Origin of the sequence: Desulfofundulus luciae, from assembly GCF_030813795.1 — a bacterium.
Taxonomy (GTDB): Bacteria; Bacillota; Desulfotomaculia; order Desulfotomaculales; family Desulfovirgulaceae; genus Desulfofundulus; species Desulfofundulus luciae.
Genome location: NZ_JAUSUX010000001.1, coordinates 60,757 through 78,723, shown reverse-complemented (window position 1 = coordinate 78,723; position 17,967 = coordinate 60,757). Strand labels below are relative to the sequence as shown.

Annotated in this window: 18 protein-coding genes; all 18 read right to left on the bottom strand. The window is 56.0% G+C overall.

What is annotated here, in order from left to right; all coding sequences use genetic code 11:
- Positions 1-140: 140 nt before the first annotated feature.
- The 18 genes from ypeB to J2Z49_RS00320 all read right to left on the bottom strand — a co-directional run bounded on the left by ypeB (position 141) and on the right by J2Z49_RS00320 (position 17,906).
- Complete coding sequence (ypeB, locus tag J2Z49_RS00405) at positions 141-1,502, bottom strand: germination protein YpeB (RefSeq protein WP_307398818.1); 1,362 nt, start codon at positions 1,500-1,502, stop codon at positions 141-143.
- Between the two features lie 17 nt (positions 1,503-1,519).
- Positions 1,520-2,239 carry a spore cortex-lytic enzyme gene (sleB, locus tag J2Z49_RS00400; protein WP_307398816.1) on the bottom strand — a complete coding sequence of 240 codons (720 nt, stop codon included), beginning with the start codon at positions 2,237-2,239 and terminating at the stop codon, positions 1,520-1,522.
- Between the two features lie 195 nt (positions 2,240-2,434).
- On the bottom strand, positions 2,435-3,841 hold the full coding sequence (locus J2Z49_RS00395; RefSeq protein ID WP_307398814.1) for a cobyrinate a,c-diamide synthase: 1,407 nt from the start codon (positions 3,839-3,841) through the stop codon (positions 2,435-2,437).
- Between the two features lie 227 nt (positions 3,842-4,068).
- Positions 4,069-4,386: a TusE/DsrC/DsvC family sulfur relay protein gene (locus J2Z49_RS00390; RefSeq protein WP_307398812.1), complete on the bottom strand. Its 318-nt coding sequence runs from the start codon at positions 4,384-4,386 to the stop codon at positions 4,069-4,071.
- A gap of 212 nt (positions 4,387-4,598) precedes the next feature.
- On the bottom strand, positions 4,599-5,981 hold the full coding sequence (gene dsrK, locus J2Z49_RS00385; protein ID WP_307398810.1) for a sulfate reduction electron transfer complex DsrMKJOP subunit DsrK: 1,383 nt from the start codon (positions 5,979-5,981) through the stop codon (positions 4,599-4,601).
- A 14-nt stretch (positions 5,982-5,995) separates the two neighbouring features.
- Positions 5,996-6,802, bottom strand: coding sequence for a respiratory nitrate reductase subunit gamma (locus J2Z49_RS00380; RefSeq protein WP_307398809.1), 807 nt, complete (start codon positions 6,800-6,802; stop codon positions 5,996-5,998).
- A 182-nt stretch (positions 6,803-6,984) separates the two neighbouring features.
- Complete coding sequence (locus J2Z49_RS00375) at positions 6,985-8,094, bottom strand: DVU0298 family protein (RefSeq protein ID WP_307398808.1); 1,110 nt, start codon at positions 8,092-8,094, stop codon at positions 6,985-6,987.
- Positions 8,095-8,113: 19 nt separating this feature from the next.
- Complete coding sequence (locus J2Z49_RS00370) at positions 8,114-8,359, bottom strand: FmdB family zinc ribbon protein (RefSeq protein ID WP_307398807.1); 246 nt, start codon at positions 8,357-8,359, stop codon at positions 8,114-8,116.
- A gap of 23 nt (positions 8,360-8,382) precedes the next feature.
- Positions 8,383-9,009, bottom strand: a complete 627-nt coding sequence (locus tag J2Z49_RS00365) for a tetratricopeptide repeat protein (protein ID WP_307398806.1) — start codon at positions 9,007-9,009, stop codon at positions 8,383-8,385.
- A gap of 98 nt (positions 9,010-9,107) precedes the next feature.
- Positions 9,108-9,344: a dissimilatory sulfite reductase D family protein gene (locus tag J2Z49_RS00360; protein ID WP_307398805.1), complete on the bottom strand. Its 237-nt coding sequence runs from the start codon at positions 9,342-9,344 to the stop codon at positions 9,108-9,110.
- A gap of 83 nt (positions 9,345-9,427) precedes the next feature.
- Complete coding sequence (gene dsrB / locus J2Z49_RS00355; RefSeq protein WP_307398804.1) at positions 9,428-10,615, bottom strand: dissimilatory-type sulfite reductase subunit beta; 1,188 nt, start codon at positions 10,613-10,615, stop codon at positions 9,428-9,430.
- Positions 10,616-10,636: 21 nt separating this feature from the next.
- Positions 10,637-12,052 carry a dissimilatory-type sulfite reductase subunit alpha gene (dsrA, locus tag J2Z49_RS00350; protein WP_456151677.1) on the bottom strand — a complete coding sequence of 472 codons (1,416 nt, stop codon included), beginning with the start codon at positions 12,050-12,052 and terminating at the stop codon, positions 10,637-10,639.
- Between the two features lie 123 nt (positions 12,053-12,175).
- The gene (locus tag J2Z49_RS00345; RefSeq protein WP_307398802.1) at positions 12,176-12,361 is read right to left on the bottom strand and encodes an ATP-binding protein; all 186 of its coding nucleotides are present in this window, start codon (positions 12,359-12,361) and stop codon (positions 12,176-12,178) included.
- 263 nt (positions 12,362-12,624) lie between these two features.
- Positions 12,625-13,104: a 23S rRNA (pseudouridine(1915)-N(3))-methyltransferase RlmH gene (gene rlmH / locus J2Z49_RS00340; RefSeq protein WP_307398800.1), complete on the bottom strand. Its 480-nt coding sequence runs from the start codon at positions 13,102-13,104 to the stop codon at positions 12,625-12,627.
- A gap of 26 nt (positions 13,105-13,130) precedes the next feature.
- Entirely contained in the window at positions 13,131-14,444 is a 1,314-nt protein-coding gene (gene murA, locus J2Z49_RS00335; protein ID WP_307398798.1) for a UDP-N-acetylglucosamine 1-carboxyvinyltransferase, read from the bottom strand.
- 91 nt (positions 14,445-14,535) lie between these two features.
- On the bottom strand, positions 14,536-15,456 hold the full coding sequence (locus tag J2Z49_RS00330) for a peptidase MA family metallohydrolase (RefSeq protein WP_307398795.1): 921 nt from the start codon (positions 15,454-15,456) through the stop codon (positions 14,536-14,538).
- A gap of 270 nt (positions 15,457-15,726) precedes the next feature.
- Positions 15,727-16,305, bottom strand: coding sequence for a tetratricopeptide repeat protein (locus tag J2Z49_RS00325; protein WP_307398793.1), 579 nt, complete (start codon positions 16,303-16,305; stop codon positions 15,727-15,729).
- A 206-nt stretch (positions 16,306-16,511) separates the two neighbouring features.
- Positions 16,512-17,906 carry a M23 family metallopeptidase gene (locus J2Z49_RS00320; protein ID WP_307398791.1) on the bottom strand — a complete coding sequence of 465 codons (1,395 nt, stop codon included), beginning with the start codon at positions 17,904-17,906 and terminating at the stop codon, positions 16,512-16,514.
- Positions 17,907-17,967 lie beyond the last annotated feature (61 nt).

The following is a 17,967-nucleotide window of genomic DNA, read 5'->3' as shown; positions in this document are numbered from 1 at the left end:
CTTCCCCAGCCGGGCTTGCACCCTCCCCGGCTCGCTGGCATGGTTAACGCGCCCATCTTCCCCTTCACGGCCCTTACTGCCATATCAAGTTTAAGTAAAATACTAACATGTGGTTGCCCCGCTGTCAACAGGTAATTGGTTTACAGCGTCAAAATGCCCTCCGGGTTGCGCACTACCCGCAGTACCTGGGCTTCGCTGCCATCCATGGCATCGATGTAGACCAGGAAGAGATCCCTGTCCAGCCGGGCCTGAAACTCATAGGTCAGCTTTTCCTTATCCGGGCCGACGGGGATGAGGGCCAGCCTGCCTCCTTTAACTTCCTTCAGCCGGGAGTTGAGCTTTCTCCGGGCTTCTTGCGGGCTGATCCGGGGGCGGGGCAGTTCGCGGCGGGTGTGGTTCATCAAATAGCCCGAAGCCTCCACACCCAGAATCTGGCCGTTGTCCAGGGCCACAGTCACCTTAATTTGATCCGGGTAGAGGACCACCCGGTCCTGGATGGCGGCAAAGTTGAACACGGCAACGCCGTTCTGCTGTTCATGATACACCGGCACCATGTTGTTGAAGCCCAGGGAAGCCAGGTATTCCCGGGCCTTTTGCCTGGCCTTTTCAATGCTCCAGGTGGGGCGGCCAATCTGGCGTCCGTTGGTCATCCAGTTCAGGTGGCCGCCCTGCCGGGTAATGGCCACGGTGATGTTGCCTCCCCCATTGCCGTTTTGAGGGCGCAGTTCCACCAGGTAAGAGGGGATTTTGCCCCGGGCTTCTCCCACCCGCTCCACCGTGTAGTTGCCCTTGCCTTCTACCAGTTCCAGCGCCCGCCTGCGGGCCTCGTCCCTGTCAATGTTCTTTCCGGTGAGGCCCCGGGCCGTTCGTTTTTCCAGGTGATCGGAGAAAGGGCCATCATAGATCAGGGTGGGGAAATTCTCCATATACTTCTCAATGGCCTGGAAGTTAGAGTTGGCCAGGCGCGGGCCCTCCCGGCCCAGGGTGCGGCCGCCTTCCCGCACCAGTTCGTTCAGGTAAAGCCGCCCATCGGCAATGCGGCCTTCCAGGTCGTGCAGGGCCAGGTTTAAATCGGCGGACTGCCGGTAAAGGCGGTTCAGGGTTTCCCATTGCCGGTCGGACCCAATCTCCCCCCTGGCCGCCTGCTGGAGCAGGGAATGGGCGTAGTCACCCACCTGGGTGAGGAACTTGGCCGTACGTCCGGTGAGGGCGTCGGCTACCGGCAACTGGTTTAAATCAGCCTGGGCCGCCGTGGCCCGCTGCCAGAGCTCCATAAAAAGGGTGCTTTGTGCTTCCGGCGTACCGGCCACCAAACTCTTGGAAAGCAGCACTTCCATGTTCTGGACGTTTTCCGTCAGGTCATAGAGGGCCCGGTAGTACTTGTTATTTAAAGCCGTTTCCAGGCGCTGGCGCACGGTGAACTGCTGGTAGCCCCAGTACCCCAGGGCACCCACCAGCAATACCCCGGCCACTAAAGGCAACAGCATAAACCTCTTATTCATTAACGCTGATCCTCCTTTTAGCGGGCAAAAACGTGCCGGCCGATCTGGGTGACGATGTTCCGGGTCCAGATCCACGGGTTCACCGGTTTGGCCGGATTCCAGAAGTAAAGACTTCCCCCCGTCGGGTCCCATCCGCTCATGGCCAGCATGGCTGCCCGCAGGGACTCCTCGCTCACCGGGCGGTTGTACTGGCCGTTGCTCACCGATTCAAAGGCATGGGGCTGAAAGATGACTCCCGCCAGGCTGTGGGGAAAGGCCGCACTCCTGGTGCGGTTCAAAATCACCGCTCCCACGGCCACTTTACCCTCAAAGGGCTCGTCGGCCGCCTCCCCTTCAATAACCCTGGCCAGCAGGTAAACCGCATCCCGGTTGGTCACCCCCCGGGAGACTGCCGTTGGTTCCGGGGGTGGTGCTGCCGCGGGCGCCGGGGGAAAGCCCAGGGCGGCCCAGGTATCCGGACCGACCACGCCGTCGGGAACGAGACCGTTGTTCAACTGAAAATCCACCACCGCCTGCTGGGTTTCGCTGCCGTAGAAGCCGTCCACCGGCCCGTCATAGAACCCCCAGTCCAGCAGGCGCTGCTGCACCCTGATCACATCATCCCCACTCAGCCCCAAGTAAAGGGCGCGCTCCTGGGCCGGCGATTGCCCGGCGGCCATTACCAGCCCCGTGGCCAGAACAACCAGGACCAGCAATAATAAAGCGGAACGGCGGAAGGAAACGAGCGCCAGCGTCATCCTGCCCCAGCCCCTTTTTGGTAAAATTGTTAGTTTAGTATGAGCCGAAATTAATTAAAACATGATCGGGAAAATTTAATCACAGACTTTCTCCTGATTATTCCGGCCCATTGGTGCCCGCCCAGAAAAAGCGTTGCGCCGCAGAGTACCCTCTGCGGCGCCATTTCGCCTCTCCCTTATCCCCGCTTTTTTCTATTAAGTCGCACTGGTTGTCCTGCGCCACTGCCGCGCCCGGCTCACCAGCGCTTCCGCCCACTGGGGGACGGCCAGGGCATGGATGTGGTTGTAGGCCGCCAGAACACCTTTATAGGTAAGACCGTCTTTTTCCCCGTCTATGCCGCAACCCCGCACCACCCGGAAGGCATAGCGCAACCCCGGATCTATGTTCACCAGGCGGGAGTGGTGAAATTCATGCCCCCGGATGAGGCTGCCGGTGGGGAAAAAGGGATTTTCCCCGCTAACTTCCACCACTTCATACCCGTGGCCGCAGGGCTTATCATCCATCACGACATCAAAGGGCAGAGCGCCGCACATCTGGTAGGTGCGGCCCTGCCAGGTCAGCCGGCGGCCCAGATACATCAACCCGCCACACTCCGCATACACCGGCAGGCCGGCTTCAACGGCCCGGCACACGTCTTTCCGTAAACCCTCATTTGTCTCCAGCTGCCCGGCAAATACCTCGGGAAATCCGCCCCCAATGTACAGGGCGTCCACTTCCGGCAACGCCGGATCCTGCAGGGAGTCGATAAAAATGAGCCTTGCCCCCGCCTCCTCCAGGGCCTCCAGGTTTTCCGGGTAATAGAAAGAGAAGGCCCGGTCGCGAAACACGCCGATCAATGGACCACCGGTGCGCGATACTTCCCTGACAACTCCCGTTTCACCAGAATTAACTTCCAGCGGTGGGGCCTGGCGGGCAACGGCTAAAATACCCTCCAGGTCCAAACATTCCCGGGCCACCCGGGCAATTTCCACCAGGGCCTGCTGCAGTTCGTCCCGCTCCCCGGCGGGAATCAATCCCAGGTGGCGGTCGGGAATGATTAACTTTTTACCCTTGGGGATTACGCCCAGAACCGGAACTCCACAGTATTTTTCCAGGGCCCCGCGCAGTATCTGTTCGTGGCGTGGGCGGGCCACTTGATTCAAGATTACCCCGGCTATTGCTACCTGGGGCTCGAAATGCATAAATCCCTGTACCAGGGGTGCCACACTGCGGGTCATCCTGGTGGTGTCCACCACCAGAATCACCGGCGCGGCTATAGCCCTGGCTATAGCCGCGGTGCTGCCGTTCCCCTCCAGGTCCACGCCGTCAAAAAGTCCCATGGCCCCTTCCACCACGGCCACGTCGGCATCACGGCTATGGCGAACAAAGGAAGACCGGATTGTTTCACGGGACATGAGAAAACCATCCAGGTTACGGCACGCCCGGCCGGTTACGCGACTAAGCCAGCTGGGGTCAATAAAGTCCGGTCCCTTTTTAAAGGGCTGCACCACCAGCTTTAAGGCATAGACCAGGGCAGCCAGCAGGCCAATGGTTACCGTGGTTTTTCCAGAGCGACCCCGGGGTGCGCCAATCACCAGGCGAGGTATATTTTGTTGCCGCATTTTGTTTCACATCCCTCATAGCACTGATGCCATGCCTCACGCAGAGCACCCCGTACCAGGAAATGGGCACAGCCATAAGCTACAACTGCCGGATAAACCGTCGCCTGCCGGCATTCATGCTTAAGTCCGTGCCCCGGAAGAAGTTCGCAGATACATTGGTCGCCCTGAAGCCGGGCGACCGCATCAAATGAATCAACAACAAACGCAAGTTTTTGGTATTGCCGCTATTATACGCAACCGGTTGGTTTCGGCAACCCGGCCACTTTACAGGCACCTTTAGCCGGACCGGATGGGAACAGCTCGTAGATCTTCTTAAGGCTGAAACCGGTCTCTTTGCAGAGCTTGCGGATCATGGGGGCGATCTGGAACTGCAGGTAGTAGTTGCGCAGGTAGTTGACTACCTTCCAGTGCTCATCGGTCAACTCGGAGATACCTTCTTGAGCAGCGAGCGCCTTGGCTACGTCCTCGTTCCAAAGACCCGGGTCGACAATGAATCCGTCCTCGTCCTGCTCGATTTCCACGCCATTTACATTGATGGATGGCATGCAGTTAACACCTCCATTAGTTTATCAATATGTGCTTAACATTTAACTTTTCCCTGGCCCTAAAAAGATCATACGGTTTTACTAATAACCCGCATTTACTAATAACCCCGCCGGGCGCCTGAGGAGCTTAGATAAGCTCGACCACCCCCTTAAAAGAATATCATTCCTCAATAAACAAGTCAATGATTTAAGAAAACTCGTTTTTTTCCAGCTTACTTCCAGACCAGCGCCATACCCACGAGGTCGATTAAACCTTTAACCTCAACCCCCAGCTCGTGCTCTTCTACCATTGGATATAGCTGGGCCTTGCAGATGGAACAGGGAGCACACAGGATGCCGTTCCCGTCCCTGCCCACCCCGGTGGCCCGGACCTGTTCGGCCTTTTTCGCGGAGAATTTTATGCGCAGCTGGTACATTTCCGGGTCATCGAAGAGTATGGCCGAACCGCCGCCACAGCAGAAGTTGTTTTCTTTGTTCGGATACATTTCCCGGAAATCGGCCACACATGCCCGGATCACCGTACGCATTGTTTCAGCCAGACCGCAGGCCCGCACGTAGTTGCAGGGGTCGTGAAGGGTTACCGGCCGGCCGATTTTGTAGGGATCCAGCTTCAACTGGTTGGTGCGAATGTAGTAGGCCACTTCGTCGTGAATATGGGTAATGGGCCAGCGGATGGGCAAATCGGCCATACCCGGGAGGTACATCTTCCATGCCCGCCAGCCGTGACCGCACTCGCCCCAGACGATCTTCTTGACGCCAAGTTTCTGGGCTGCATGCAAAAGGCGTGTGAAGTTGTGCCGCATGGTGTGCTGCTGGTCGAAAAGCAGGCCGAAATTACCCGCCTCGGTGATGGTGCTGGGTATGGTCCAGTTGGCGCCGATATACGTGAAGAACATCCCCGCACCCATCAACGTATACGGGTTGAGCAAGAAGTCGGCGGAGGAAGGCACGTACATGATGTCTGCCCCCTCTTTATCCACGGGGAACTCCACATCGACGCCGAACTCATCTTTAATTTCCTCGGAAAGAAACTCCAGGGTATCCACAATGGCCGGCTTGGTCAGGCCGGTATGGTTGCCCGTCCTTTCCATGGCCGCCCCCACACTGGCGTGAAGCTTGGGCACAATGCCGAGCCAGTGGAGGATCTGGCGTCCAATCATGGTCACCTCGCAGGTATCGATGCCAAAGGGACAGACATGGGCACAACGCCGGCACTCGTTGCACTGGTAAAAGTAAGAATACCATTGTTCGATGATGTCCAGGTTCAGGTCCTCCGCCCCCACCAGTTTACCGAACCAGCGCCCTTCCAGGGTAAAGTAACGCCGGTATATTTTCCGGATCAGCTCCGCCCGGTTGGTGGGAATATTGTTTGGATCCCTGGTCCCCAGATAGGTATGGCAGTTCTCGGCACACAGGCCGCATTTCACGCACGACTCCATGGCCAGCACGAAAGAACGGAACTTCTTGCGCATCTCGTCCAGGTACTGGATGGCCTTTTCAACCTTTTGATCATCGGGCACCGGCTCGATGTGTATCTGGCGCATCTCCTCGGCTGTGGCTTTTGCCGGCATTTTCAAACCCTTGTACTCTGGCAACTGTTACACCCCCTCTAAGCCACGTCTGTGCTGCCGGCGGACGAAAGGCCGGTTCCCCTGGCCCGGCCAGCGGCCACGTCTACGTTGGGCAACCCGGGTGCCGGCTCCTTATAGACCCGGTTTTCAATCCAGCGCATGCCGAACATGCCAAACAGGTGCATCAGCTTGCTGAAGGGGAGGATCATAATCAGGATCTGGGCCAGCAACAAGTGGGCGATGAAGAAAGGATTACCTTCGGGAATCGCTGCCGGCTGGAACAGGATAAGAGTGGTAAAATACTCCTTCACCGGTTCGTAGTGCATGCCGTATTCCGGAACCAGGCGCATGAAGTTGCCTATGGATACAATGGAAATGAGCAAAAGCAGCATGAGATAGTCGCTCGGGTTGGACACCTGCCTGACCTTGTCAATGGCAATCCGCCTGTACAAGAGGTACAGCAGCCCGGCCAGCAGGATTATTCCAAAAACCGTTCCCAGCAGGTTGGATAAATACTTGCTCAGGGCTTCAGAGGCCCCCAGGTAAACAAACTGCTTGCCCAGGAAGTAAAAGCCCACCACGTGACCGCCAATCACGTTGAGCAAAGCTATATGCATGGGCCAGGCGCCTACCCACAGCGGGCGGTCGAAGTTGAAGACGTTACGAAAAAGCAGGATTTCCCGCAGGTAAATGCCTGCAACCTCTGTTTTGGTCTGGGGAAAGGGCGAAAGGGTAATGTTGTGCACGATCCGCGATGCCGCCCAGCGCCAGAGGCGGTAAACAACCCCGAGAACAAAAACGGTAACCGTTATATAGGGCAGTATTTGGGCAATAAAGTAGGTCACAAATCGACACCTCCTCTTTTACTTCTCCCCCACAGCCCGTATCTGCTTTATTTAATGACCCGCCATTAAACCCCTCCCTTTCTACCGGTGTGACTTAATAGCCTTTTATATAGAAAAAAATAGCTTTCACGATTGATTATTCGGCATGGCTTTTGGCGATTCCTGCTCCAAGAAAAAATTACTTATAGCTGGTTCATATCCCTTAAAGCTTCTTCCGCAAGCCTGCCAACAGATTTTTTAATTAACCGGCCGCTCTCGTACAGGGCTATTTCCGAGTTGTCCCCCCGCAATGATTCCAGTTCCGTCCTTGCGCCGGTTTCCCCCAGGGCACCGAGGATCAGGACTGCATAACCCCGCACTTCCGGGTTGGAGTCGCCAAGGAAGGAGATAAAAAGGGACGAAAACTTCCTGAGCAGTTCCGGGTTTGCGGCGGCAATCCTGTGCAGGGCCCTCAGGACATCCGCCTGCAGATGGTCCTCATGCAAAAGCGGCAGTAAGGCGGGAAGGTAACCGGAAAATGTATCTATAGAGTTGCCCATAATTTCCCCCACGGCATCGAGCGTTGCCCAGCTCGACGCACCGGTATCGGCCAGGGAATTTATCAGCGCTTTCAAAAGCTCGGATACTATACCGGGGTTTGCCAGGACAATTATTTTTGCCGCCTTGCCCATCAGATCCGCCGCCCGCATCCGGATGAGCGGGTCACCGGCACAGAGCAACCGCCTTAACAGCCAGAGAATCTTGTGGTCCTGACGGGCGGCCCGGAGCACGCTTTCCACCCGGTACTCCTTTACCCAGGCCTCCAGTTCTTTTTTGGAAACTTTTTTCCCTTCATTAAAATCTGCCTTTTCCCCTGACACATGAGATATAGCGGGCCTGTCCAGCAACTTCGTGACACTCCGGCGGGTAACCTCGAGCATATCCCTGTTCAGCCTGATGAAATAAAGGGCTCCGGCAATTTTCCTGCCTTCAAAAAAACCTCCCGGAATGATCAGGTGATTTTGCGGGTCGTAATTTTTGACGATCTCTTCCCGGTAGTCTTTATCCGGAAGCAGCCCCCAGGCCATATCCCAGTCCATGTTGCACGCAAACACCAGTGCCTCTATGAAGGCGGAACCCAGGTTCCGACCCGAAACGTCAAAGGCATATACCGCGCCGCACGTACAGGAACCCACGGGCACTCCGGGCGAGTTTGCTGTGGCCACCACCTCTTGAGGCCGTTCAATGTTCATGCCGCAGAAAGGACACCTGGGTATTTGAATATAGTCCTTTAAAGGAGGTCTTCCCCTCATGATCGACTCCCCGCGTTTATTATTCACCCGGCCCCGGTATTTCAAAGGTCGCGCAGGTATTCCCCGGGCTGCACGACTTGGTGACCACTTTCGGCACGCTCCTGCCCGCTCCCGTCTTGTCCACGTAATTGACCCGGCTGATCACACGCTCGAAGGAGTCGGACTGGCACTGGGGGCAGCGAATTTCCACCTGCTCATTGGGGTTCAAAAACAGTTTTTCGAAAAGACCGCCACAATTCAGGCATCTGAACTCGTAGATGGGCACAGGCAGTTCCCCCTGTCATCCTTTTATTTTTTGAGGTATGGTTCCATCTCCTTCAAAAAATCCGGGTGCGCCTCAAATCCCAGTTCCAGGGCCCGCTTCAGGTGCTCGGCGGCCCGGTCCATATCACCCTTCAAGTAGTAGGCGTAGGCCAGGTTATTGTGACCCAGTGAAAAATCCGGTGCCATTTCCAGCAGTTTTTGGTTGGTCTCTATGGCCTGATCCAGTTCGCCTTTTTGGAGATAGGCGTTGGCCAGGTTGCACCACGCCTGAACTATCCTGGGGTTTAATTCGATGGCTTTGTGGAGCACTTCGATGGCTTCATCGGTTTTTTCCATCTGCAGGTAGGCAAACCCCAGATTGGCATAACCACGGGCATAACGGGGCTCTATTTCTACCGCCTTGCGGTTGCACTCTTCGACCTTATCCAGATCGCCCTTTTTAAAGTATATATAGCCCAGGTTAACGTAAGCCTCAAACATCCTGGTGCCGTCGGCAATGGCTTCTTCAAAGAGAATTTTTGCTTCATCCAACCTGCCCTGCTGCATGAGCATTACGCCCAGGTTGTACTTGGCGCTGGCACAACCGGGGTTTTCCTGCAGCATGCTCACCTGCTTTTCCACAAATGCTTGCGTGTCGTTAGTTTTTTCCATCGTACCCCCCTACTTTACAAAAATTAAGGCCGCTACTCGTAGCGAATAGCAAGCCGTTCCGAGCGCCATCAGAACAAAACAAGGATAATCAGGCTTTTTTATTGTGGCTCGTCGGAAGCGCACCTATCCTTCAAGCCGTACATGGTTGTGCTGCCGGTAGAGAAGTAAATCAGCGTGCCCTCATTGATCAGCTCGCTGGCAGCCTTCTTAATTTCCCTTGCCTTGGCAGTGGGAATCTTTTCCTGCACCGCCTTTTCCATATCCTTGAAGTAGAACCTGGTTTTCTTGCTGGCGCCGGCAAACTCTAAAATCGCTTTTTTAATCTCATCCATCATAGGTAATTCCCACCCTTTCCTCCTGCTATAAATAGAAGTGACCGGGGCAGGCGTTTTTAAAGAACGCCTGCCCGCCACAGAACTTAGTCAATTCCACCGGCCGCCCTGCAAACGTTCCAGGCCGCCTCCGTGAACTTGAACTGGGTGCTGGTCCGGAACGTGTCGTAGGCCAGGCGGTAATCGTCGATGAGGTGCTCGGTAAACGGTATACCGGTCTTTTCAAAGAATTTCTCCCAGCCGATACGCTCGGCCCAGTCGCCCAGACGCTCGTGCTTCCGGGCATCGGCAGCATAAACCTCCACAATCTTCTTCACGGTCTGGACCACTTCCGGGAACCGCGGGAAGTTGTTGGGCAGGTAAGCCACCACTACCTTGGAGAACTTGGGCTCGCTGATCGCGTTGGAGAGTTTGCCGCCCACCAGTATGGCCACACCGTCGCCCTCCTTGTCGGCAATGGGCAGCGCCGGGCACATGGTGTAGCAGTTGCCGCAGAACATGCAACGCTCAACCTTAATCTTGAGCGTTCTCCTGCCCTCTTCGGTCTTGTCGGGCGAAATGGCGCCCAGGGGGCAGGATGAAATGACCAGGGGAAGCTCGCAGACCTGATCAATGACTTCGTGGTCGACGATGGGGGGCTTCCGGTGAATGCCGAGCAGGGCGATGTCCGAGCAGTGAACCGCACCGCACATGTTCAGGCAGCAGGCCACCGCCACCCGCACCTTGGCCGGCAGGGTCATGCCCGTGAAGTAATCGAACAGCTCGTCCATCACGGCCTTGACCAGGGAAGAAGCATCAGTGGCCGGGGTGTGGCAGTGTACGTATCCCTGGGTGTGCACGATATTGGTTACGCCGGCCCCAGTGCCGCCAATGGGGAACTTGTAGCTTCCGGAAACAAACTTGCGGCTCCACAGATCCTTTTTAAGGGCTTCCACCTTCTCAAGGCTGTCAACGATAAACTCGATGTTATTGCGGGTGGTGAAACGCACATAGCCGTCGCAGTATTTGTCGGCAATATCGCAGATTTCCCGCACGTGCTGTACGGTCATCAGGCGGGGCGAACCGCACCTGACCGTGTAGACCTTGTCCCCGGTTTCGGAAACGTGTACCAGCACGCCCGGCTCGAGGATCTCGTGGTATAGCCACTTGCCGTAGTTCTTTTGAATGCTGGGAGGAAAGAATTCCCAGTAGTGGCGCGGACCAATATCCGTAATCCTATCTTTGGTTGGATTCTGCGGATCGAATTTACCGTATTTCCCAGTGGAAAGAGCCATCCAACAAACCCCCTTAATTATTTACCTCTTGTGTCTGGCCCGGAACTCTTTGATATCTCTGGTGAATCCGCCGGGTACGTCCTCTTCCTTCCAGAAGATGTACGGGTTGGCACGCGGCGCCTTGATCATTTGTGGTGCAGGCGGCAGGCCGATTACCTCCAGGAACTTGGGCAAGCCAACACGCTGGATGAGCTCTCCAACACGCTCGCGGTTCTTTCCTTCTTCCATCCAGAATTCCCAGATTTTCTCGATAACTTCCTTAACGTTATCATAAGGCGGCTCCGCTTTCATGAAGGGCACGATCACCTGCGAAATTTGTGCGCCTTCCAGGATGGGGGCTTTTGCACCCACCAGGATGCTCACGCCGGTATCCGTGCCGGGCCTGAGCGCCTGCGGCATCACGTTAATGCAGTGCATGCAGCGCACACATTCCTTGTTGTCGATCATCAGCTTACCGTCTTCCATCCACATGCACTGGGACGGGCAAAGGTCAATGACTTCCTTTTGGATGTCAAACTTGCCCCAGTCCCTGCCCCTGTGGGCGCCGCCCCTGGGCACAATGTCGCCGGCAATATATGCCTTCACGGCTTCCTGATCGATGCGGATGTCGTCACGCCATGTGCCGATAAAGGCAATATCGGCACGGGCAATGGAAGCCACGCAGCAGTTGGGGCAGCCGTCGAACTTGAACTTAAACTTGTACGGGAAGGCCGGGCGGTGAAGCTCGTCCTGATAATGCATGGTCATCTCATAGCACATTTCCTGGGTGTCGTAGCAGGCCCATTCGCAGCGGGCTTTACCGATACAGCAGGAGGGTGTCCGCAGGTTGGAGCCGGAGCCGCCCAGGTCCTGATCCAGTTCATGGGTCATGTCGTAGAAAATGGGCTCCAGTTGTTCGGTGGTGGTTCCCAAAAGGATAATATCCCCGGTGGAACCGTGCATATTCACAAGACCGCTGCCCCGGTATTCCCACAGGTCACACAGGGCACGCAGGAAGTCGGTCTTATAGAACTTACTGGCTGGCTGGTTGACACGGATGGTATGGAAATGGGCAATGCCCGGGAACTTTTCCGGCACATCGGAGTATCTCCCGATGACGCCACCGCCATAGCCAAACACGCCCACAATACCGCCGTGCTTCCAGTGGGTCTCGCCGTCCTTAAAGGAAAGCTCCAACTGACCCAGCAGGTCTTCCACCACGTACCGGTCAATCATGATCCTGTCGTCGGCAAGCTTCCTGCGGCGCAGGGCCTCCTGCTTGGCATCGGCCACAAAGCTGGGCCAGGGTCCCCTTTCCAGCTCTTCCACGGCGGGAATTTCGTGCTTTATTTTAAATTCTTTTAATTCTTCTTCGGTAAAGTTGTTCAGTTCCTCATCAGTATAAATCCGGAGCTCTTCATACTTTAGTTCTCTTTGAGGCCTCTTTGGTTCAAACATCAGCACGCCTCCTTTACTAACGCTAAATGTATCTTTGCCCTGTGCAGTTCCCATACTTGAATTTACCTGAAACTAAAGCTAGAACACCCTTCTCCCCTCTCACCCCTCTTCCGCTAAATTTACCTATCTTTCTTCCAGCGTCACCGCTCCCGACGGGCAAACGGAAACACAGGTTTCGCATCCGAGGCAATCATCGGAATTGGCCACGAATGCCTTGCCATCCTTCATCTCCAGCACGCTGCCCGGACAGGAATCCACGCACTCGCCACAACCCTCGCACTTGTCGCGATCCACAGTTACTACGTACATCACGCCAACCTCCTTTAAATTTTTAGAAATAAAAACTTGTCCCTTTGCTCACGAGCTTTCTCACAGGCTTTTTTGTACCGGGCCTCCAACACTAAGTAATTCGATGCGTTTTAACCTATTCCTCCCGAAAAACCTCAATTTAACGATAAAAAACTTTAACAAAAGAAAACTTAAATTCCTTATTCTTTTAGTTCAATAAAAAATGATATATTCCTGCTGTAATCCGGTTCCATTTTGGTCATCCGTTTTTTCGGCCTGTATCCCTAACGGTGGTACTTCTCGCCACGGATGATTTTAAAGGCCCGGTACAGTTGTTCCAGCAGGATAATGCGCATTAACTGGTGCGGAAAAGTGAATCTAGAAAAGGAAAGCCGCATGGAGGCCCTGGCCAGGACGGTCCCGGCCAGCCCTGCACTCCCTCCGATGACAAAATACAACTTGCTCTGCCCCTGCAAACGGAGGTTTTGCAGAAAACCGGCAAATTCCTCGGAGGAAAGCATTACTCCCTCCCTGTCCAGGGCGATCACATAGCCGTTGTCCGGAATCCTCTGTAACAGGTGCTCCCCCTCTTTTTTCAGAACTGCCTCCACTGCCCCCTTTTCACCGCTTGGAGGCAGAGCCTCTTCCCTGGTTTCCACCACCTCAAGCCGGGCGTAGGACTGCAGCCGCTTGAGGTATTCCCTTTGGGCCAGTCGCAGGAAATCTTCCTTCAATTTTCCAACACACAGCAGCGTAATTTGCATCGACTCTTCCCGTTAACCTGTAGTTTTTAAACCAGGGCGCTTTTCCTGGTAGTTCCGCTTTGCGCCGGGGCATCCGCTTCGGATGAAGTACGCCAGACCCGGGCACCCAGCATCTTCAGTTTTTCTTCCAATTTGAAATAGCCCCGGTCTATATAGGCCACGTTGCCGATCATGGTTTCACCTTCAGCCATGAGCCCGGCCACCACCAGGGCAGCCCCCGCCCGCAGGTCCGTAGCCCGGACGCAGGCCCCCTGCAGCCGCTCCACACCTTCCACCACGGCCAGGCGGCCCTCTACCTTGATCCGAGCGCCCATACGCTTCAGTTCATCGGCCACTTTGAAACGGTTTTCAAAAATATTTTCCACGATCACGCTGGTACCGGGAACGGTGGACAGCAGGGCCATCATTTGGGATTGCATGTCCGTGGGGAACCCCGGATAGGGCATGGTCTTAATGTCGATGGGGTTTAAAGGGCCACTGGCCCTGACCCGGATGCGGTCCTCCTCTTCCCCTATCTCCACCCCGGCCTCCCGCAGTTTAGCAATCAATGGTTCCAGGTGACGGGGGATGACATTTTCTAAAACCACGTCTCCCCGGGTGGCAGCCGCCGCCACCATAAAGGTGCCCGCTTCAATGCGGTCGGGGATAACTGCATAGCGCAGGCAACCGCCCAGGGAGTCCACGCCCTCGATTTTGATCACATCGGTGCCTGCTCCCCGCACCCTGGCCCCCAGGCAGTTCAAAAAGTTGGCCAGATCAACCACTTCCGGCTCCCGGGCGGCATTTTCGATCACCGTCTGTCCCTGCGCCAGGCACGCAGCCATCATGATATTTTCCGTGGCTCCCACACTGGGGAAATCCAGGTATACCCGGTTCCCTTCCAGCCTGGCGGCCCGGGCAATCACCGTGCCCCGTTCAAGGGAAAGCTGCGCTCCCAGGGCAGTCAAGCCTTTGAAATGTAAATCCATTGGCCTGGTCCCAATGTTGCACCCTCCGGGGAGGGGGATTTCCGCCCGGCCAAAACGGGCCACCAGGGGACCCAGCAACAAATTGGAAGCCCTCAGTTGTTTCGCAAGGTGGTAGGGGGGCATTTGGGCAGGCGGGCTTGCCATGAGCATGCGCAAGCTGCCACTGGGAGTGGTGCGGTGTATTTGGGCCCCCAGGGAACGGAGGATCTCCACCATTACCTGTACATCCCTGATGTCGGGGACATTTTCCAGGGTTACCAGTTCATTGGCCATGATGGCCGCACACAAAATAGCCAGGGAAGCGTTTTTAGCCCCGCTAATGGCAACCCGCCCCCGCAGGGATATTCCCCCGGCAACAACTAATTTATCCATAGGAAACATTTTCCTCCCGTCATAAAAAAACTAAACCTATATTCTCGATCCCCCTCCACAATTCCTGCCACAAAATCAGCTTTTCCAACAATCAATTGCTCCTGCCATCCCGCTTTTGCCCCAGCCAGGACCCCAGGCCGGCGGCGAACTGGTCGAGGTCCTGTCCGGCAACCTGTTGCAGGGCACCATCCATATCCCGTCCCTGTCCCAGCGCTGCTAAAATTTTATGCAGGCTTTCCTCGCCATAGACTTCCACCAGGTATTCCACGGCCGCCAGGGACTGCCAGTAGGCGAGGGTCTGGTTGGGCAACCGTTCAAAACCCCGCTCCATCTCCGCAAAGTCATAAAGCGGCTGCCCCGCAAAATCCCCGGTTCTGGCGAAGCGGAAGCCGGTCAGCCTGTATTCCTCGTACTGGGCGACCCCCTCGGTGAACCAGCGGGGCACGTTGCCCCGGGTGATATAGTCCACCACCAGGTGGGTTAACTCATGGGCCACCGGCCCCGAGGCAACAAAGACCTCTTCCACCTGCCGGGGGTCCCGGGCATCTATCCAGGCGTTGGGTGAAAGAACCCTGATCACCCCCGCCCAGTACACGCCCATGGCACTTTCGCTGGCCGGCCAGCCAAAACTGGCGTTCAGCGACTCCCGGGTGGGATGGACAACCAGGGGGATCTTTTTCTTTGAGGAAAAACGAAAGTCCCGCGACACGAGCGGGTAAAACTCCCGGGCGGTCTTTAACACCAGCAGGGCACCGTCGGCGTCCCCGGGATAGTAGCGCACTACGAAATGATCGTCAGAAAGGGTGAGCATATGGCGGGTGCTGATCATCACCTGCGCCCGGGCCGCCTCGCGAAAGATATTGTAAATATACCCGCGTATTTGTCCAGGTACCCGTATGACGAGGACAAACGCGAGGGCCATAAAAACGGCCATTATTTTTAACCAGATCCAGAGCAAAAGCCGCCCCGTACCGGGGGGAGGCTGCGTCTTAATCAGGGGGTAAATGTTCACAGGTGCCTACCTCCCATTAATAATTACCATTGGCTATTTAGCTCATTAACCAGTTAAAAAACAAGGGCCTCCTGCCGGGGCCCTTATTTTAGATTTTTCTCTTTATTAATTATAACGTCAGCGGAGTCCTCCTCCTAGAGGAAACTAAAGGCAAACCCGCGGGTCTGCCAGTCACCTGATCTTCTAAACCGCCGGGGCCTGGCGTTATCCGAAAGCCAGTTACCGGTTGATACACCATGCTCCAGTCGTAATGGGCGGTTCCCGGCATATTTACTTTTTGAGATGCGTCTTCCACTCCTCGATCATTTTACGCGCCTGGGCCACGTCATCCCCCTTACCGGCAAGCTGAATAAATTTTTCCAGCTCCCGGATGCCGCCCTGGTAGTCTCCCTTCCCCAGGGCCAGCACCTGTCCGTAATAATAGTGGGCCCGGGCATTGCCGGGGTGACGCCTGATTTCCTCTTTAAAATTGGCTGCAGCCTCGTCGTAACGTCCAAGCAAAAACTGCACCAGGGCCAGCTCGATGCGAAAATCACTGTTTTCCGGTTTCAGTTGTACGACTTTTTCGTAGGTTTTAAGAGCTTGATCCATCTTTCCCGCATCCAGGTAGGCCCGGGCCAGCCGGGCGGCAATGCCAGCATCTTCCGGATTTGCTTTGGCCCGGGACTCCAGATCCGCAATTATTTTTTCCGGGGACGGCTGCTCCGCCCCGGAAGGTGAGCTGGTAGAAGGAAGGCTAAAAAACCAGCCGATAGAAGTCCCCAATAAACCCAGGGAAAGAAAAACGGTGAGGATAATAAAGGCAATTTGCTGGCGCCTTTTCTTGCGTTCACGGTAAGAAAAAGCCATGATTATAACCCTCTTTCACGCAAACTATTTTTACGGACCATTATACCACAATTGTTTATAGCACTGAAGGAACAATCATTTTTTCCAATCCCACCACTTCCCATAAAAAACGCCCCTCCTCAAGGTTATCCAGTTAAGGAGGGGCGTAATCCCTTTAAAACACGGGATTTCGCCCTGCTAATAACCCACGTGGCTAAAAATATACCTTACAGGAACCGCGCCGGATTCACCGGTCGCCCGTTGACCAGCACCTCAAAGTGCAGGTGGGGCCCGGTAGCATTGCCGGTGCTCCCCACCCGTCCCAGCACCTGGCCGCGTTCCACCCGCTGGCCGACCCGCACCTCAATCCTGGACAGGTGGGCGTAACGGGTAATCACCCCATCTCCGTGGTAAACGTCCACCATCAAGCCGTAGCCGCCATTCCAGCCCGCGCTGACTACCCGTCCCGACTCGGCGGCCCGTACCGGGGCGCTGGTACCCGCAGCTATGTCCACTCCTGCATGCAGCCGTCCCCAGCGCGGCCCGAAGGGCGACTCGATGGCCCCCACCGTGGGCCAGGCCAGCCTGCCCCCCGTCCCGGAACGGGAAGCCAGCAACATCCGCGAACCCACCGCCACCACCCGGGTCTCGGATTTCCTGATCACCCGCCTGTCCAGTACGTCCCTGCTCACTTCCCGGCCGTTTAAGTAGGCGACCTGGTAGGTAACCTCCTCCAGGCCGGGCTTCCCCGGCTGTATAATCCGTTGCTGGCCGCGATACATGCTGTTATCCCGCCGCCGTTCCTCCGGGAAGGGAATTTCCCGCTTTTCGGTGCGCCGCGCGGTAGCCAGAACGTTGATCACCGGCACAGCGCGGGATAAATTGAGCTCCTGGCCTACCTGCAGTCTCTCGGGAGTCAAACCCGGGTTCGCCGCCTGCAACTCTTCCACCGTCATGCCTGCCCCGGCGGCAATGGTCCACAGGGTATCTCCGGCCCGAACGGTGTAGCGGTCAAGCTGGCGCCCACTAGTGCAAACGAAATCAAGGGCCTGCTCGAACCCTAAAATGGCATGTGCCGGCGCCCGCACTTCTTTAAAGCTCACCTCTTCCATCAGGCGAACATCCGCCCCGGGAACGCTGTACCGCTCTTTTAATTTTTCCAACAACCGGCTGGCCATTTCGCGGTCGGCTACCACCAGCTTAATCGCGCCGTTCACTACCAGCGCCGTGCCCCTGTCTCCGGCCCCCAAAGCCCGGGCAAGGGTATCCTCCAGTTGCCGGTTCGACAACAACAGCGGTCCCTCTCCCACAGCGGCTGGGCGGATGGTCACCCTCTGAAGGAGATCACCGGTAGACTCCCCAAAATAGAACTTTTTATGGATGGCTGTCTCCAGCGTCTCCCGGTCGGAACATACGGCCACCACCCGGTCGTCCACCAGCAGGGCCCAGCCGCCGGAAGCATGCGTTATAAGAGAACCGTAGGCCATTACCACCACGGTAATGGCCACCAGGCAGATTACCTGGGCCGGAGTCAGGGGATCCTCGAACAGCAACCGGTGCACCGCTTGTTTAATGCCGTTGCGGCCATTTCCATCCTCTGTTGGTGGCGCTGAAAGCGTCATGAGTGTCTACTCCTTTGGTGAAAAACTCCTGCACAACCTGACAACCGGCAACCCGGATACA